At 67.2% G+C, this 16,731-nt stretch carries 15 protein-coding genes; 13 read left to right on the top strand and 2 right to left on the bottom strand.

Annotated elements, in window-relative coordinates:
- Positions 1 to 20: 20 nt before the first annotated feature.
- Entirely contained in the window at positions 21 to 983 is a 963-nt protein-coding gene (locus GSE44_RS17130) for a glycosyltransferase (protein WP_159350045.1), read from the bottom strand.
- The gene (locus tag GSE44_RS17125) at positions 980 to 1,429 is read right to left on the bottom strand and encodes a GtrA family protein (protein ID WP_159350044.1); all 450 of its coding nucleotides are present in this window, start codon (positions 1,427 to 1,429) and stop codon (positions 980 to 982) included. Before GSE44_RS17125 ends, GSE44_RS17130 begins: the two co-directional genes overlap by 4 nt.
- 128 nt (positions 1,430 to 1,557) lie before the next feature.
- Between GSE44_RS17125 and GSE44_RS17120 the strand changes: the two genes are divergently transcribed.
- The 13 genes from GSE44_RS17120 to GSE44_RS17060 all read left to right on the top strand — a co-directional run bounded on the left by GSE44_RS17120 (position 1,558) and on the right by GSE44_RS17060 (position 16,657).
- Entirely contained in the window at positions 1,558 to 3,168 is a 1,611-nt protein-coding gene (locus GSE44_RS17120; protein WP_159350043.1) for an ABC transporter substrate-binding protein, read from the top strand.
- Positions 3,169 to 3,268: 100 nt separating this feature from the next.
- A complete protein-coding gene (locus GSE44_RS17115; RefSeq protein ID WP_159350042.1) occupies positions 3,269 to 4,855 on the top strand; it encodes an ABC transporter substrate-binding protein in 1,587 nt (528 codons plus the stop codon).
- Positions 4,856 to 4,866: 11 nt separating this feature from the next.
- Positions 4,867 to 6,465 (top strand): ABC transporter substrate-binding protein, encoded by a 1,599-nt coding sequence (locus tag GSE44_RS17110; RefSeq protein WP_159350041.1) that lies wholly within the window; start codon positions 4,867 to 4,869, stop codon positions 6,463 to 6,465.
- Between the two features lie 120 nt (positions 6,466 to 6,585).
- Positions 6,586 to 8,175 (top strand): ABC transporter substrate-binding protein, encoded by a 1,590-nt coding sequence (locus tag GSE44_RS17105; RefSeq protein WP_159350040.1) that lies wholly within the window; start codon positions 6,586 to 6,588, stop codon positions 8,173 to 8,175.
- 9 nt (positions 8,176 to 8,184) lie between these two features.
- On the top strand, positions 8,185 to 9,126 hold the full coding sequence (locus tag GSE44_RS17100; RefSeq protein WP_159350039.1) for an ABC transporter permease: 942 nt from the start codon (positions 8,185 to 8,187) through the stop codon (positions 9,124 to 9,126).
- Positions 9,123 to 10,049 (top strand): ABC transporter permease, encoded by a 927-nt coding sequence (locus tag GSE44_RS17095; protein ID WP_201306115.1) that lies wholly within the window; start codon positions 9,123 to 9,125, stop codon positions 10,047 to 10,049. Before GSE44_RS17100 ends, GSE44_RS17095 begins: the two co-directional genes overlap by 4 nt.
- 2 nt (positions 10,050 to 10,051) lie before the next feature.
- Complete coding sequence (locus GSE44_RS17090) at positions 10,052 to 11,050, top strand: ABC transporter ATP-binding protein (protein WP_159350038.1); 999 nt, start codon at positions 10,052 to 10,054, stop codon at positions 11,048 to 11,050.
- Entirely contained in the window at positions 11,047 to 12,084 is a 1,038-nt protein-coding gene (locus tag GSE44_RS17085) for an ABC transporter ATP-binding protein (protein WP_159350037.1), read from the top strand. The genes GSE44_RS17090 and GSE44_RS17085 overlap by 4 nt, the downstream gene beginning before the upstream one ends.
- Before the next feature lie 84 nt (positions 12,085 to 12,168).
- The gene (locus tag GSE44_RS17080; RefSeq protein ID WP_159350036.1) at positions 12,169 to 12,672 is read left to right on the top strand and encodes a (2Fe-2S)-binding protein; all 504 of its coding nucleotides are present in this window, start codon (positions 12,169 to 12,171) and stop codon (positions 12,670 to 12,672) included.
- A 6-nt stretch (positions 12,673 to 12,678) separates the two neighbouring features.
- On the top strand, positions 12,679 to 13,470 hold the full coding sequence (locus GSE44_RS17075) for an FAD binding domain-containing protein (protein WP_159350035.1): 792 nt from the start codon (positions 12,679 to 12,681) through the stop codon (positions 13,468 to 13,470).
- Positions 13,460 to 14,752 carry an NAD(P)/FAD-dependent oxidoreductase gene (locus GSE44_RS17070; RefSeq protein ID WP_159350034.1) on the top strand — a complete coding sequence of 431 codons (1,293 nt, stop codon included), beginning with the start codon at positions 13,460 to 13,462 and terminating at the stop codon, positions 14,750 to 14,752. Before GSE44_RS17075 ends, GSE44_RS17070 begins: the two co-directional genes overlap by 11 nt.
- A gap of 82 nt (positions 14,753 to 14,834) precedes the next feature.
- The gene (locus GSE44_RS17065) at positions 14,835 to 15,629 is read left to right on the top strand and encodes a cold-shock protein (RefSeq protein ID WP_235924904.1); all 795 of its coding nucleotides are present in this window, start codon (positions 14,835 to 14,837) and stop codon (positions 15,627 to 15,629) included.
- A 191-nt stretch (positions 15,630 to 15,820) separates the two neighbouring features.
- Positions 15,821 to 16,657, top strand: coding sequence for a flagellin (locus tag GSE44_RS17060; protein WP_159350033.1), 837 nt, complete (start codon positions 15,821 to 15,823; stop codon positions 16,655 to 16,657).
- The last annotated feature ends 74 nt before the right edge of the window (positions 16,658 to 16,731 follow it).

Here is a 16,731-nt window from a genome sequence, read left to right as displayed (position 1 = left end):
AGCCATGCAAACCGCCGCCATCAGGAACGTTCCTCGCTGATGCTTTTCGTCCTGGAAGCTCCGTTGGGAGCTGGAAGAGCCAGATAGGCGATGCGCTTCGCCTCGATTCGCCCCCTGGTGACCGTGTCCAGCACCAGCCCGCAGGCGAGGGAGAGGAAGGCCAGCATCATCAAGGTCACAGAGGCCACGAAGGTGGGCAGGCGCGGGACCAGGCCGGTGCGCAGGAAGGTCTCCAGCACCGGGGCGAAGAGGATGAGTGAGGCCAGACCCAATCCCATGCAGCCCACCCCGAAGAAGAGAAGGGGCTTCTCCCGCTGCACCAGGGCGATGATCATCCGCAGGATACGGAACCCGTCCCGGTAGGTGCGGAGCTTGGAGGCGGAACCGGCCAGCCGCTCTCCGTAGGCTGCGGGCAGCTCGGCGATGGGTAGGCGGAGCTCGAGGGCATGGACGGTGAATTCCGTCTCGGTCTCGAAGCCGCCGGCCAGGGCCGGAAAGGACTTCACGAAGCGGCGGGAGAAGCAGCGGTAGCCCGAAAGCATGTCGGTGGCCCGGTTGCCGAAGATGCCCCGCACCACCCCTGTGAGGATCAGGTTCCCGAAGCGATGGCCGGGCCGGTAAGCGCCCTCCGCATCGCTGATCCGGATGCCGGTGACCATGTCCAGTTGGTCCTGCTGAAGAAGGGCAACCATGGCTGGGGCGGCGGAGGGGTCGTAAGTGCCGTCACCGTCCACCAGCAGATAGGTCTCGGCCTCCACATCCGCGAACATGCGGCGGACGACATTGCCCTTGCCCTGCAGGCGCTCCGTCCGGACCGTAGCGCCGGCTGCCGCCGCGACCTCCCGTGTGCGGTCGGTGGAGTTGTTGTCATAGACATAGATCTCGGCCTCCGGCAGGGCGGCCCGGAAGCCGGCCACCACCCCGCCGATCGCCGCCTCCTCGTCATGGCAGGGGATCAGGACGGCAATGCGAGGACCGCTCATGGCGAGCGGAACACGTAGCGGCGGGAGAGCAGGAAGTTGCCGCCCATGCCTGCCAGCGCCCCGGCGGCGACGGCCAGGACCGGATGGGTCGCGGCAACCGGCAAGTTCCCGACCATCAGGGCATAAGTGCCGTAATTCACGAGGAAGCCCACGAGGTTGACCGCCAGGAACAGCGCCCATTGCCGGCCGAGCGCGGCCCCGCCGGGCCGGTTTCGCGCCTCGCGGAAGGTCCAGGCGCGGTTCAGCGCCCAGGTCGCAGTGGCCGCGGCGACATAGGAGAGGATGCGGCCGCCATAGAGCTCGGCGCCGGCTGCGAGGGCGGAATAGAGCACCGCGGTGTCCACCACGAACCCGGCCGAACCGACCACCCCGAAGCGGAGGAACTCTGCGACCAGCGCCCGCCGCCGGGGAGGCAGTATCCGGTCAAGGGCGGCGCGGGCCTGCATCGGGATCCCTCTAGCCTTGGGGCGCCGGCCCGTGAAGGGGCGCGCATGGGGGCTTGCGCCGGATGCGCGGCTGCGCTTGCCTTCGCCGCATCTCCCGCACCGCATCCCCGCAAGGAACGAAAGAGCGCATGTCCACGGATCGTCGTCGCTTCCTGGCCGGTGGCGCCGGCCTGGCCCTGGCCAATGCCGCGCCGCTTGGCCTGTCGCGCCCCGCCCTGGCCCAGGCAGCGGGTTCGCGCGTGCTGAAGTTCATCCCCCAGGCCGACCTGGCGGTGACCGACCCGATCATCACCACCGCCTATGTCACTCGCCACCACGGCTATGCAGTGTGGGACACGCTCTACGGCTTTGACGAGGACTTCAACCCGCAGCCACAGATGGTCGAGGGCCATTCGGTGGAGGAGGACGGCAAGCGCGTCACCATCCGCCTGCGCGAAGGGCTGAAGTTCCATGACGGCGAGCCGGTACGGGCGAAGGATGCGGTCGCCTCGATCCGCCGCTGGGCGGCGCGCGATGCGCTCGGCCAGGTGCTGATGGCGCGAACCGACGCGCTGGAGGCCCCGGATGACCGCACGATCCTGTTCCGGTTGAAGCAGCCTTTCCCGATGCTTTTCTCGGCGCTCGGGAAGCCCAGCACGCCGGTTTGCTTCATCATGCCCGAGCGCGTCGCGAAGACCGATCCGGCGCAGCCGATCCGCGAGATCATCGGCAGTGGTCCCTTCCGCTGGAAGGCCGATGAGCGCGTGGCCGGCTCCCGCATCGTCTACGAGAAGTTTGCCGATTACGTTCCGCGTGCCGACGGAACGGTGAGCTGGACGGCCGGGCCGAAGCGCGTGCACCTGGACCGAATCGAATGGCACGTCATCCCTGATGCGGCGACGGCCTCGAACGCGCTGAGCAATGGCGAGATGGATTGGTGGGAGCAGCCCACCGCCGACCTGCAGCCGACGCTCCGCCGTAACCGCAACATCGTCATGGAGATCCCGGATCCTACCGGGCTCTGCGCGATTGCGCGCTTCAACCATCTGCACCCGCCCTTCAACAACCCGGCGATCCGCCGCGCACTGCTCGGCGGCGTGGTGCAGGGCGACTACATGACGGCCGTGATCGGCACGGACCGCTCGCTTTGGAAGGACGGCAACGGCTTCTTCCCGCCGGGCACGCCGCTGGCGAGTGAGGTCGGCATGGAGGCGCTGACTAGCCCGCGCGACTTCGAGAAGGTGAAGCGCGACCTGGCGGCGGCAGGCTACAAGGGCGAGAAGGTGGTGGTGATGGCCGCCTCGGACTTCCCGTCGCTGAACGCGCTGGCGCAGGTCGGCAATGACATGCTGACGAAGTGCGGGATGAATGTGGAGTTCGTCTCGACCGACTGGGGCAGCGTGGTGCAGCGCCGCGCGAGCAAGGAGGCGCCGGATAAGGGCGGGTGGAGCATGTTCTTCACCTTCTGGGCCGGGTTGGACATGATCAACCCAGGCGTCAGCCAGAGCCTGCGCGGCAACGGCCAGGCCGCATGGTTCGGCTGGCCGACCATGCCGAAGCTCGAGGAGCTGCGGAACGCCTGGCTCGACGCACCGGACCTGGAGGCGCAGCGCAAGGTTGCGCAGGAGATCCAGCAGGTCGCCTTCCAGGAGGTGCCTTACCTGCCGCTGGGCCAGTATTTCCAGGCCACTGCCTATCGCCGCGGCATTTCGGGCGTGCCGAAGGGCTTTCCGATGTTCTGGAACGTTCAGAAGGCCTGACCCGGCCAGATCAGACGAGGGGCGGGCAGGGGGTGTAACCGGGCTTGCCTCGGTGCCCCAGTGCCTGCTCACATGGGCGTGACGATTGGGAGCAGGATCAATGATTCGACGCCGCCACCTTCTAGGGGCCGCGGGCGCCGCCGCGTTCTCGCCCTCCATGCCGTCGCTGGCCCAGCCTGCCGGTCAGCGCGTGATGAAGATGGTGCCGCAGGCGAACTTGACGAGCCTGGACCCGATCTGGACCACTGCAAACATCACCCGCAATCACGGGTATATGGTCTATGACAACCTCTACGGCATGGATCAGAGCTTCCGGCCACAGCCGCAGCTCGCAGAAGGCCATGTGGTGGAGGATGACGGCAAGCGCGTCATCATCACCTTGCGCCAGGGGCCGAAGTTCCATGACGGCACGCCGGTGCGTGCCGCCGATGCCGCGCAGAGCCTCAAGCGCTGGATGCGGCGCTCGCCTTCGGGCCAGAAGCTTGCGGAATTCGTGGACGACCTCTTGGCGCTGGACGACCGGCGCCTGCAGTTCCGGCTGAACCGGCCCTTCCCCTTCCTGTTCTCGGCGCTCGCCCAGGTGAGTAACAGCCCGGCCTTCATCATGCCGGAGCGCATCGCCGCGACCGACGCCTTTCAGCAGATCCGCGAGACGGTTGGCAGCGGCCCGTTCCGCTTCAAGGCGGATGAGTTCAACTCGGGCAGCCTCGTCGTCTATGAGCGCAACCCGGATTACAGCCCCACCCCCGTGGGCACGCCGAGCCTGACGGCCGGCCCGAAGAACGTGTTCTTCGACCGTGTCGAGTGGCAGATCATCACCGATGCCTCCACCTCGGCCGCCGCGCTGCAGGCCGGTGAGATCGACTGGTTCGAGCAGCCGCCGCCGGAGATCCAGCAGCTACTCCGCCGCAGCCGCGCACTGTCCATCGAGCCGATCGACCCGCTGCCGCTCATTGGCATCCTCCGCTTCAACCACCTGCATGCGCCCTTCAACAACAAGAAGATGCGCCAGGCGCTCCTGCCAGCCATCGACCAGGCCGACTTCATGCAGGCCATCGTCGGCACGGAACCGGGACTGTGGGAGCCGGCCGGCGTCTTCACTCCCGGCACGCCGCTGGCGAGCGATGTGGGAATGGAGCCGCTGAAGGGGCCGCGCAGCCTGGACCGCGCCAAGGCGCTGATGAAGGAGGCCGGCTATACCAACCAGCCGATGCGCCTTGTCGGCCCAACCGACATTCTCGCGCCTTCGGCCATGACGCAGGTGGCTGCCGATCTCGTACGGCGGCTGGGGTTCAACGCGGATATCGTGCTGACTGACTGGGGCACCACGGTGCAGCGCCGCACGAGCCGCGAGCCGGTCGACAAGGGCGGGTGGAGCATGATTCTCACCTCCTTCTCCTCCTTCGACTTCGTCGATCCCTCAGCGCATTTCCCGCTGCGTGGCAATGGCACGAGCGCCTGGCCAGGCTGGCCCGACATCCCGCAGCTGGAGACGCTTCGCGACGAGTGGTTCGTTGCGCCGAACCTCGATGAGCAGAAGCGCATCGCGCAGCAGATGCAGCGCGTGGCCATGGACGAGCTGCCCTATGTCCCGGTGGGTGCCTACAAGTCGCTCACCAGCATCAAGCGCGACCTGAAGGACCGTGTGCCGGGCTTCGCCATCTTCTGGAACATCAAGCGTAGCTGAGGAAGATCCTGATGATCCGCCGCCGCGACACCTTCAAGGGACTGGTTGCGGCGGCTGCCGCCCCAGGTCTCTCCGCCGTGCATGCCCCGGCCATCGCGCAGGGCACCGAGGCACGCACGCTGCGCGTCATTCCCCAGGCCAACCTGACCAGTCTGGATCCGGTCTGGACCACCGCCGTGGTCACGCGCAATCACGCCTATCTCGTCTATGACCAGATCTGCGCCGTGGATTCCACCAACACCCCGCGCCCGCAGATGGCGGAGGGTTGGGAGATCGGAAGTGACGGGAGGGAGTGGACCTTCACCCTGCGCCCCAACCTGCGCTTCCATGATAACGAGCAGGTACGCTCCGCCGACTGCGTGGCGAGCCTCAGGCGCTGGATGGTGCGTGACGTCTTCGGCCAGGCACTGGCTGCGCAGGTGGACGAACTTTCGGCGCTGGACGACCGGCGCTTCCGCTTTCGGCTGAAGCGACCCTTTCCCTTCCTCGCCCTAGCCATCGGGAAGAGCCAGAATCCGTGCTTCGTCATGCCCGAGCGGATCGCCAAGACCGATCCTTTCCAGCAGGTGCGCGACGCGACGGGTTCCGGCCCCTTCCGATTCGTGGCGAATGAGTGGAACCCCGGCCAGCGCGCCGTCTGGCAGAAGTTCGACGGCTACCGGCCGCGGCAGGAGGAGCCGAACGGGCTCGCCGGCGGGCGTGTCCCGCGGCTGGACCGCGTGGAGTGGACGGTGATCAGCGACCCTGCCACCGCTTCCTCCGCCATGGTGAATGGCGAGCAGGACTACTGGGAATACCCGCTGCACGATCTGCTGCCGCTGCTGCGCCGCTCGCGGGACTTGGTGGTGGAGCAGCGCCTGCTGGAAGGCACCTATGGCGTGCTGCGCTTCAACCACCTGCACCCACCCTTCAACAACCTCGCCGTGCGCCGTGCCGTGGCCATGGGAGTGGACCAGCGGGATTACCTGCGTGCCGTGGCGGGGGATGACCCGAAGGGCTGGGGTGTTTGCGAGGGCGTATTCACCTGCGGCACCGACCTGGGGAGCGACCAGGGGAGCGAGATCCTCCGCACCCACAGCATCGAGCGCGCGCGCGCGGCGCTGCGTGAATCGGGCTATGCCAATGAGAAGGTGGTGCTGATCGCGCCCAGCGACTACCCGCAGATCAACGCGCTGTCCCTCGTGACCGCCGATCTGATGACGCGCATCGGGCTGAACGTCGAGGTGGTCTCAGCCGACTGGGGTACCGTTGTGCAGCGCCGCGCGAGCCGCGAGCCGGTGGAGAAGGGGGGCTGGAGCGTGGTGCACACCACCTCCTCCGGCAGCGACCTCGGCGTGCCCACCATCCATCTTTTCCTGCGCGCCAACGGGCCGAACGCCTGGTTCGGCTGGCCGCAGGACGATCGGATTGAGGCGCTGCGGGCGCAGTGGCTGGAGGCGGCGGACGAGACCGAGAGCAAGCGCATCGCGGCCGCGCTGAATGCCCGGGCCATGGAGGTACTGCCCTACATTCCGCTCGGCTTCTATTGGCAACCCAGCGTGTGGCGACGCAATGTTGCGGGCGTGTTTCGCGCTCCTGCCACGGTCTTCTGGAACATCGGCAAGAGCTGAGGCTGGCATGCTCCGTGCTAGGCCCGGGGCTGATAAGGTGGCGCGGCTGTTCGTTCTGCGGCAGTCTGCGCCCTACGGGTGGATGGGCACGGCGAAGGCCGGCCGTATGGGGGTTTGATGATGGATCGTCGCTCGTTCCTGAAGGTCGGCTCGGGGCTCGCCGCCGCCGGAATTGCCGCACCAGCCCTGTCGCAGGGGGCCGCGGCGCGCACCCTGCGCTTCGTGCCCCAGGCCAACCTGGCCAATTTTGACCCGATCTGGGGCACGCAATACGTCGTCCGCAACGCCGCGGCGATGGTGTGGGACACACTCTATGGCGTGGACGCCCAGATCCAGCCGCAGCGGCAGATGGTGGAGCACGAGGAGGTTTCCTCCGACAGACTCGTCTGGACCTTCAAGCTCCGGCCGGGCCTGAAATTCCATGACGGGGAGCCGGTCCTGGCAAAGGACGCGGTTGCCAGCCTGAAGCGCTGGGCCGTGCGTGACCCGATGGGACAGATGATCCTCGCCATCCAGAACGAGTTGGTGGTGGTGGATGACCGCACCTTCCGCTGGTCGCTGAAGTCGCCTTATCCGAAGATGTTGCTGGCGCTGGCGAAGAACAACTCGCCCTGCAGCTTCGTCATGCCGGAGCGCATCGCCAGGACGGATCCCTTCCAGCAGATCACCGAATATGTCGGCTCGGGCCCCTTCCGCTTCGTCCGGGATGAATGGGTGCCGGGTGCCAAGGCAGTCTTCACGAAGTTCGCGGAGTACCAGCCGCGCAGCGAGCCAGCTTCCTGGCTGGCCGGTGGAAAGCGCGCGATGATCGATCGCGTGGAATGGATGGTGATGCCCGATGCCGCCACCGCCGCCGCCGCGTTACAGAGCGGCGAGGTGGACTGGTGGGAGAACCCGATCAGCGACCTCATTCCGCAGCTCCGACGCAGCCGCAGCATCAAGACTGACGTCGCCGATCCGCTGGGCAATATCGGTACGCTGCGGATGAACCACCTGCATCCGCCCTTCAACGACGTGCGCGCCCGCCGCGCCGTGCTCATGGCGATCAGCCAGGAGGACGTGCTGCGCGCCATCGCCGGCGACGACGAGAACATGTGGAAGCGCCTGCCAGGCTACTTCACCCCTGGCACTCCGCTCTACTCGGAGGCGGGCGGTGACCTGCTGAAGGGACCGCGGAACTACGACGCCGCCAGGAAGCTGCTGATGGAGAGCGGCTACAAGGGCGAGCCGGTGGTGATGCTGGTCGCGCAGGACCAGCCGATCACCAAGGCCCAGGGCGACGTGACGAGCGAGGCGCTGAAGAAGATCGGCATGAACATCGACTACGTCGCGACCGATTGGGGTACAGTGGGGAGCCGCCGCGCGGTGAAGACGCCGCCGGCGCAGGGCGGCTGGAACATCTTCTTCTCCTGGCATGCCGGCGCCGACTGCATCAATCCGTCCGCCTATACGGGGATCCGCGCCAATGGCGACGGGGCTTGGTTCGGCTGGCCGAAGAGCGACGAGGTGGAGGCCAAGCGGGACGCCTGGTTTGCCGCCACCACGCTGGACCAGGAGAAGGCTGCCATGGCAGAGCTGAACAAGGCCGCCATGGACCATGTGGTCTTCTGCCCGACAGGCTTCTTCTCCTTCTACACTGCTTGGCGCAGCAATGTGTCGGGCATCGAAAAGGGACCGCTGCCCTTCTTCTGGGGCGTCTCCAAGAGCTAAGGAACCGGGATGTTCGCCTACGCGCTCCGCCGGATCGTTGCCACCATCCCCGTCATGGCGGTGGTGGCACTGTTCGTCTTCAGTCTTCTCTATATCTCTCCGGGTGACCCGGCGGCGGTGATCGCGGGCGACCAAGCCACGCCGGCTGATGTGGAGCGGATCCGGGCCAGCCTTGGCCTCGACCGCCCCTATCTCGTCCGCTTCGGCGAATGGGTCTGGCACATCGCGCGGGGTGACCTCGGCGTCTCGATCTTCACCAACCTGCCGGTCAGCACGATGATCCAGCAGCGGATCGAGCCGACGCTGTCCCTGATGGTCATCACTCTCATCCTGGCGGTCAGCATCGCCGTCCCGATGGGCGTCATCGCGGCCTGGAAGCAGGGCACTTGGATTGACCGGGCGGTAATGGGCTTCGCCGTTCTGGGCTTCTCCGTGCCGGTCTTCGTGGTGGGCTACTTGCTCGCCTATGTCTTTGCGCTGGAGCTGGATTGGCTGCCGGTGCAGGGCTACACGCCCTTCTCCCGCGGCATCTGGCCCTGGTTCCAGAACCTGATCCTGCCTGCCATCGCCCTCGGCGGCGTCTATATCGCACTGATCGCGCGGATCACCCGTGCGACCATGCTGGAGGTGCTGCAGCAGGATTACATCCGCACGGCCCGGGCTAAGGGCGTCGGGCAGAGGGGCATCCTCTTCCTGCATGCTTTGAAGAACGCCGCCGTTCCCATCGTCACCGTCATCGGCATCGGCGTCGCGCTGCTGATCGGCGGCGCCGTGGTGACGGAAAGCGTCTTCGCCATTCCCGGCCTGGGCAGGCTGACGGTGGACGCCATCCTCCGTCGCGACTACCCGGTCATCCAGGGCGTAATCCTGCTCTTCTCCTTCACCTATGTTCTGGTGAACCTGGTGATCGACCTTCTTTACACTCTGTTCGATCCGAGGATCCGGTATTGAGCACCTCAACCATCGAGCCGGGCATCCTCCGCTCAGAGGATGTCGCGGCGGCCGCGCCCCTTCCGGACGTGTTCCCCCCGGTCAAGCCCCGGCGCGGCTTCATTGGCTATCTCCGCCGCAACCCGGTCATGGGTCTCGGCGGCCTGCTGATGATCCTGATCCTGCTGATGGCGATCTTCGCGCCCTATCTGTGGACGGTGGACCCGACGGCACTCGCCCCGGCCCGCCGCACCCGCGAGCCTTCGGCTATGTACTGGTTTGGTACCGACATGCTGGGTCGGGACGTCTATTCGCGCGTGCTCTACGGCGCGCGGGTCTCGTTGATCGTCGGCTTCTCCGTCGCCTTCTTCTCCTCCGTGATTGGCCTGACCATCGGGCTCATCTCCGGCTTCGTGCGCTGGGCCGATGCCATCATCATGCGGATCATGGACGGACTGATGTCCATCCCGTCCATCCTGCTGGCCATTGCGCTGATGGCGCTGACGCGGGGCAGCGTGGGGAACGTGATTCTGGCCATCACCATCGCCGAGGTCCCCCGCGTCTCGCGTCTCGTCCGCGGCGTGGTGCTGTCCCTGCGTGAGCAGCCCTATGTCGATGCGGCCGTGGCCTCCGGTACCTCCGCGCCCCGCATCATCTTCCGGCACATCCTGCCGAACACCCTGGCGCCGCTGACGGTGCAGGCCACCTATATCTGCGCCAGTGCGATGATCGCGGAGAGCATCCTCTCCTTCATCGGCGCCGGCACCCCGCCGATCATCCCCTCCTGGGGGAACATCATGGCGGAGGGCCGGGCGCTCTGGCAGGTGAAGCCCTACATCGTCTTCTTCCCGGCGATCTTCCTGTCCCTCACCGTGCTGGCGGTGAATCTGCTGGGCGATGGCCTGCGGGATTCGCTGGACCCCCGCATGGCGAAGAAGGTTTGAGCATGGCTGAAACGCCTCTTCTCGACGTCCGGAACCTCCAGACGCATTTTCGCACCCCCGACGGCGTGAACCGCGCCGTCGACGGGCTTTCCTTCCACGTGAATGCCGGCGAAACGATCGCGATCGTGGGGGAGAGCGGCTGCGGCAAGTCCGTCACCTCCATGTCCATCCTGCGGCTGATCCCAGAGCCGCCCGGGAAGATCGCCGGCGAGGTCATCTTCCAGGGCAAGGACCTGCTGAAGCTGTCGGACCGCGAGATGCGCGCCATCCGCGGCAACGATGTCAGCATGATCTTCCAGGAGCCGATGACCTCGCTGAACCCGGTGCTGACCGTAGGGCGGCAGATCGGCGAGACGCTGCGGCTGCACCAGGGACTGAGCAAGCAGCAGGCCGAGCAGCGCTCGATCGAAATGTTGAAGCTCGTCGGCATCCCGGCGCCGGAGCGGCGGGTACGCGAGTATCCGCACCAGCTCTCGGGCGGCATGCGCCAGCGCGTGATGATCGCCATGGCGCTGGCATGCAATCCGAAGCTGCTGATCGCGGACGAGCCGACCACCGCGCTCGACGTGACCATCCAGGCCCAGATCCTCGACCTGATGCGGGACCTGAAGCATCGCGTCGGCGCCGCCATCGTCCTCATCACCCATGACCTAGGCGTCGTGGCCGAAGTCGCGGAGCGGGTGATCGTCATGTATGCCGGCCGCAAGGTGGAGGAGGCGGGGGTGGTCGACCTCTTCGCCGATCCGAAGCACCCTTATACCCAGGGGCTGCTCGGTGCCGTGCCGAAGCTCGGCTCCTCCCTTACGGGCGAGGAGACCCGCCTGGCGGAAATTCCCGGCCTGGTGCCCAGCCTCAAGACCAAGATCGAGGGCTGCGTTTTCGCCAGCCGCTGCCCCAAGGCGACTGACCTTTGCCGCGCCGTTCCCCCGGCGCTCGAGGCGAAGGCGCCCAACCACGTCGCTGCCTGCCACTATGCCGAGAAGGAGCGCCTCGCGGCATGAGCGCCACACTTTCGACCACCGCGCCGCTGCTGCGCGTCGACGACCTCAAGAAGCACTTCCCGTTACGCGGGGGCCTGCTCGGCGGTGTCACCGGCCATGTCTATGCGGTCGACGGCATCTCCTTCGACATCGCCAAGGGCGAAACCCTTTCGCTCGTCGGCGAGTCGGGCTGCGGCAAGTCCACCGTCGGCAAGGCGGTGCTGCGCCTCTTCGACATCACTTCCGGCCAGGTCGTGCTCGACGGACAGCGGATCGACACCATGACCGCCTCCGCGCTGCGGCCGCTCCGCCGGCGGGTGCAGGTGGTCTTCCAGGACCCGTTCAGCAGCCTCAATCCGCGCATGCGCGTGAAGGACATCCTGGCCGAGCCGATCCGCAACTTCGGCATGGCCAAGAACAACGCCGATCTCGACCGGCGACTCGCGGAGCTGATGGACACCGTGCGCCTGCCGCGGGACGCCATCACCCGCTGGCCCCATGAGTTCTCGGGCGGGCAGCGCCAGCGCATCGGCATTGCGCGCGCGCTGGCGGCGGAGCCCGATCTGATCATCTGCGACGAGGCGGTCTCGGCCCTTGACGTCTCGGTGAAGGCGCAGATCGTCAACCTGTTGCAGGACCTGCAGGCCAAGCTTGGCCTCGCCATGCTCTTCATCAGCCACGACCTGGCGATCGTCGAGCACATGACCCATCGCGTGGCGGTGATGTATCTTGGCAAAATCGTCGAGGTGGCACCCCGCCGGAGCCTCTTCGCGGCGCCGAAGCACCCCTATACCGAGGCGCTCCTCTCGGCCGTGCCGATTCCGAAGCCGGGTTCGGCGCGGCAGCGGATCATCCTACGGGGCGACGTGCCCAGCCCGATCAACCCGCCCAGCGGCTGCCGCTTCCACACGCGCTGTCCCTATGTGTTCGATCGTTGCCGCGTCGATGAGCCGCTGCTCAAGCCGACGAGCCTGGGCCATACCGCCGCCTGCCACCTGCACGACCTGCCGGCGGACCAGAATCCGCTGTCCCGGAACGTGTCGCCGATCCACTGAGAAGCCGAGCCCGGGGGTGGGTCGCTTGACGCCTCCGAGGCGCCGCGCGACGTTCCGCCCAGCGGACGTCGCGGGGAGCCGAACATGCCAAGCGTGAATCTGACTGTGAACGGCCAGCGCCATAGCGTTGAGGTGGAGGGCCGGACCCTTCTGGTGGAGCTGCTGCGCGAGAAGCTGCGCCTGACGGGAACCCATGTCGGCTGTGACACCAGCCAGTGTGGGGCCTGCGTGGTGCATGTGGATGGCGAGAGCGTGAAGTCATGCACCATGCTGGCGGTGCAGGCCGAGGGCAGCTCCGTCACCACCATCGAGGGACTCGCCGCGGCCGACGGCACCCTGCATCCGATGCAGGAGGCCTTCCGCGAGTATCACGCGCTGCAGTGCGGCTTCTGCACGCCGGGGATGGTTATGTCGGCCATCGACTTGGTGAAGAAGCATCCCGAGGGGATGGACGAGCACGAGATCCGGGAGGGGCTGGAGGGTAATCTCTGCCGCTGCACCGGCTACCACAACATCGTAAAGGCCATTGCCGCGGCGCAGGAGGTCATGCATGGCCGCCGCGCCGCGCTGGCCCCGGCGGAGGCTTGAATCGCGATGTATGACTTCGCCTTCCACAAGCCCTCCACGATCGCCGAGGCGGTGGGGCTGCTCGCCGATCCCGATGCCCGCCCGATCTCTGGTGGCCAGACCATCCTGCCGGCGCTGAAGCACCGTCTCGACCGCCCTTCCGCCCTGGTGGACCTTTCCGGCATCGCGGAGCTTCGCGGCATCCGGCGGGACGGGGAGAAGCTGATGATCGGCGCCATGTCCCGCCATGCTGAGATTAGCCGGGACCCGGCGGTGAAGGAGGCCATCCCAGCCCTGGCGCACATGGCCGGTAACCTCGGCGACACCCAGGTCCGCAACCGCGGCACCATGGGCGGTTCGCTCGCGAACAATGATCCGGCCGCGGACTACCCGGCAGCAGCCCTGGGGCTCGGCGTCACCTTCGTCACCAACCGCCGCCGGATCGAGGCGGACGAGTACTTCCAAGGTATGTTCACCACGGCGCTCGAACCCGGCGAGCTGCTGACCGCGATCGAGTTCCCGATCCCGGAGAAGGCCGGTTATGCCAAGATGCGGAATCCGGCCTCCCGCTACGTGATGACGGGCGTCTTCGTTGCGAAGGGGCCGAAGGGCGTGCGGGTTGCCGTAAACGGGGCCGGGCCGGGCGTGTTCCGTCAAGCGGAGATGGAGGCGGCACTTGCCGCTAACTGGTCGCCCGATGCCGTGGCCGGCATCCGCCAGTCGCCGGACGGGCTGAATGGCGACATCCATGGCAGCGCCGAATACCGCGCCCATCTGGTCGGCGTGATGGCGAAGCGCGCCATCCTCGATGCGGGCTGAAGTCCCGCAAGAGGATAGCCAGGGGACGCATCTCGTCGTCATCGGCGCCGGCATCGTCGGCGCCTGCACGGCGCTGGCGGCCATCGACCGGGGGCTGCGGGTCACGATCCTCGATCCGGCTCCGCCGGGCGGAGAGCAGGCAGCCTCCTACGGCAATGGCTGCTGGCTCTCCTATATGTCGGTGCTGCCGCCGGCCATGCCTGGGCTGTGGAAGCAGGTGCCTGGCTTCCTGCGGGACCCGTTGGGCCCGCTGGCAATCCGCTGGTCCTATTTGCCCCGCGTCCTGCCCTGGCTCTGGGCCTATCTGCGGTCCGGCTGGACCGAGGGTCGGGTGCTGAAGACCGCCCAGGCGCTGCGTAGCCTGCTCGCCGACGGTCCTGACCTTCACAAGGTGCTCGCTGAGCGGGCAGGGGTGCCTGAGCTGATCCGGCGCGAGGGGCTGATGTATGTCTACCCCTCCCGCCAGGATTACGAGAAGGAGGCGATCGGCTGGCGGATCCGCAAGGCCGTCGGTCTCTCCTGGAAGGAGATCGGGCCGGAGGAGATGCGGCAACTCCAGCCGGAGCTCGACCGCCGCTACGGCTTCGGCGCGCTCTTCGAGGAGGCCGGCCACTGCACCGATCCCGGCGCCTATGTCTCCGCCCTGGTAGAGCAAGCCGTCGCCGAGGGCGCGGCGCTGCGCCGGGCTGCCGCCACTGGCTTCCGCATCGAGGGCGGCCGGCTGAAGGCCGTGCTGACAGGGGAAGGGGAGATCACGGCCGACCGCGCGGTGATCGCCGCCGGCGCCCGATCCAAGGCCTTGGCCGCGACCGCGGGCACCCGCGTGCCGCTGGAGACGGAGCGGGGCTATCACGCCGTGCTGCTGGGAGCGGAAGCGGGACCGCGAATCCCGATCATGCCCTCGGATGGCAAGATGGCCATCACGCCGACCCGGGCGGGGCTGCGTGTCTCCGGTCAGGTCGAGATTGCCGGGCTGGAGGCGGCGCCGAACTGGAAGCGCTCGGAAATCCTCCGGGACCACCTCCTCCGCTCCTTCCCCGGCCTGCCGAGGGATCTGCCGGCGGAGAAGGTAAAGTTCTGGATGGGCCATCGCCCTTCCATGCCGGACGGACTACCCTGCATCGGGCCGTCGGCCGCCACACCGGATGTGATCCTGGCTTTCGGCCACGGGCATGTGGGGCTGGTCGGCGGGCCGCGGAGTGGGCAGGCGGCGGCGGCCCTGGCGGCTGGGACCTCGCCGGGGATTGATCTGGGGCCGTATGATCCGCGTCGATTCACCTAGCATTCCTTGCGGCACCGTGCCAGCATGAGGATACCGGTCCTGCATCCCGTCGGGCCGACATGTTTGCGGAAATTAAGATACAGTGTTTCCCGAGAATGAATCGCAGGGCGGCACCGGGCCCGTCGAGGCCGAGGTGAAGTGGTACAACGGCCGTAAGGGTTTCGGCTTCGTGCTCGGGCCCGACGGACAGGATGTGTTTTTCCACGCATCTGCCATGGCCGAGGCTGGCATCCAGTCGGCCGATACGGGTGATAAGCTCGTCTGCGAGATCGGCACCGACCGCCAGGGTCGCCGGCTCGTCACGCGCATCGTTGAGCTGAAGCCCGGCCCGGGCGGCGGCGCCGGTGGTGGTGGCGGTGGCTTTGGTGATCGTCCGCCGCGCCGTGATTTCGGCGGCGGTGGTGGTGGTTTCGGGGATCGTCCGCCGCGCCGTGACTTCGGTGGTGGTGGTGGTGGTTTCGGGGATCGTCCGCCGCGCCGTGACTTCGGTGGTGGTGGCGGTGGCTTTGGTGATCGTCCGCCGCGCCGCGACTTCGGTGGCCCCCCGGGTGGTGGCTTTGGTGGCCCGCCGGGCGGTGGCTTCGGCGCGCCGCGCCGTGACTTCGGCGGCGGCGGTGGTGGCGATCGTCCGCCGCGCCGCGATTTTGGTCGCGACGAGGGTGGCCCGACCTATGCCGTCAATGGGACGGTGAAGTGGTTCGACCAGGTGCGTGGCTTCGGCTTCGTGACCCCGGATGACGGTGGCCAGGACGTGTTCCTGCACTCCTCCGTTCTGCAGCGCGCCGGCGTGACCGATGTGCAGCAGGGCCAGAAGGTGAATCTGGACGTGCGCGACGGCCAGCGCGGCCGCCAGGCCGTGCAGTACAAGGGCGGCTGATCGCCGCATCTTGCCGGATGATGGAAGGCCCTGGCCCCGTGCCGGGGCCTTCTGATTCCAGCGCCCGCATAATTTTTCGTCCTTGATTCCAGGATCGTCACGGAACGCGCTGGCGTTAGCCGTTTCTTCACGCTCCGCGTGCAGTGTCTTCCCCAGGGCGGGTGACCCGCCGACGCGAAGGGAAGACCCCGATGGCGACCAACTCCGTCAATACGAACATCGGCGCGCAAGTCGCGCTGCAATCGCTCAACCGTACGAACGAAGCCTTGGCGGTGACGCAGAAGCGCGTCTCCACCGGCTACCGGGTAGCGGATGCGAAGGATGACGGTGCGGCCTTCGCCGTGGCCCAGTCCGTGCGGGCGGATATCGCCGGCCTCACCTCTGCCAATGAGCAGATGGGCAGCGTCCAAGGCATTCTGGATACGACACTCGCCGGCCTGAACAAGGTCTCCGACACCATGACGGAGATCCGCGGCGTGCTCGTGAAGCTCGCCGATGGCACGCTCTCCGGTTCGCAGCGCACGCAATACCAGTCGCAATACGACTCCCTGCGCACCCAGGTGCAGAACTTCATCACCGACGCGACCTATAACGGCCGCACGCTGCTCACGACCTCCGCAGGTGCCGGCGGCGGCGACATCGCCACCACCCGCAACGAGCAGGCGACGGTGTACAATCTTGTGGCGGTCGAGGGTGCGACGTCGCTGCTGGTGGCCGCGGCCCCGACCGATGCGGCCGCCGCTGCCTCGGCGCTCGCGTCCAGCGGCGACTTCGCGACGAAGATGACCGCGGTGAACACCGCGCTCAACACCTTCGGCTCGAACTCGACCTATCTCGACGCCCAGATGAGTTACAACAAGGAGAAGCTCGACGCGCTCGAGACCGGCCTCGGTTCGCTGATCGACGCCGACCTTGCCAAGGAGAGCGCCAAGCTCCAGGCGCTGCAGATCCGGCAGCAGCTCGGTACCCAGGCGCTGGGTATCGCGAACCAGTCGCCCCAGAGCCTGCTCAGCCTCTTCCGCGGCTGAGGCGGGAGGAGGCCACCCGGCCATTTCAGGACCCTGAGCGCCACCCTATGTTCAGGGAAAGGTGGAGGATGGTC

This window comes from Muricoccus harenae (genome assembly GCF_009848505.1).
Classification (GTDB): domain Bacteria; phylum Pseudomonadota; class Alphaproteobacteria; order Acetobacterales; family Acetobacteraceae; genus Roseomonas; species Roseomonas harenae.
Note: the sequence above shows the minus strand (reverse complement) of the source record. Positions and strands in the feature narration are given on the sequence as shown.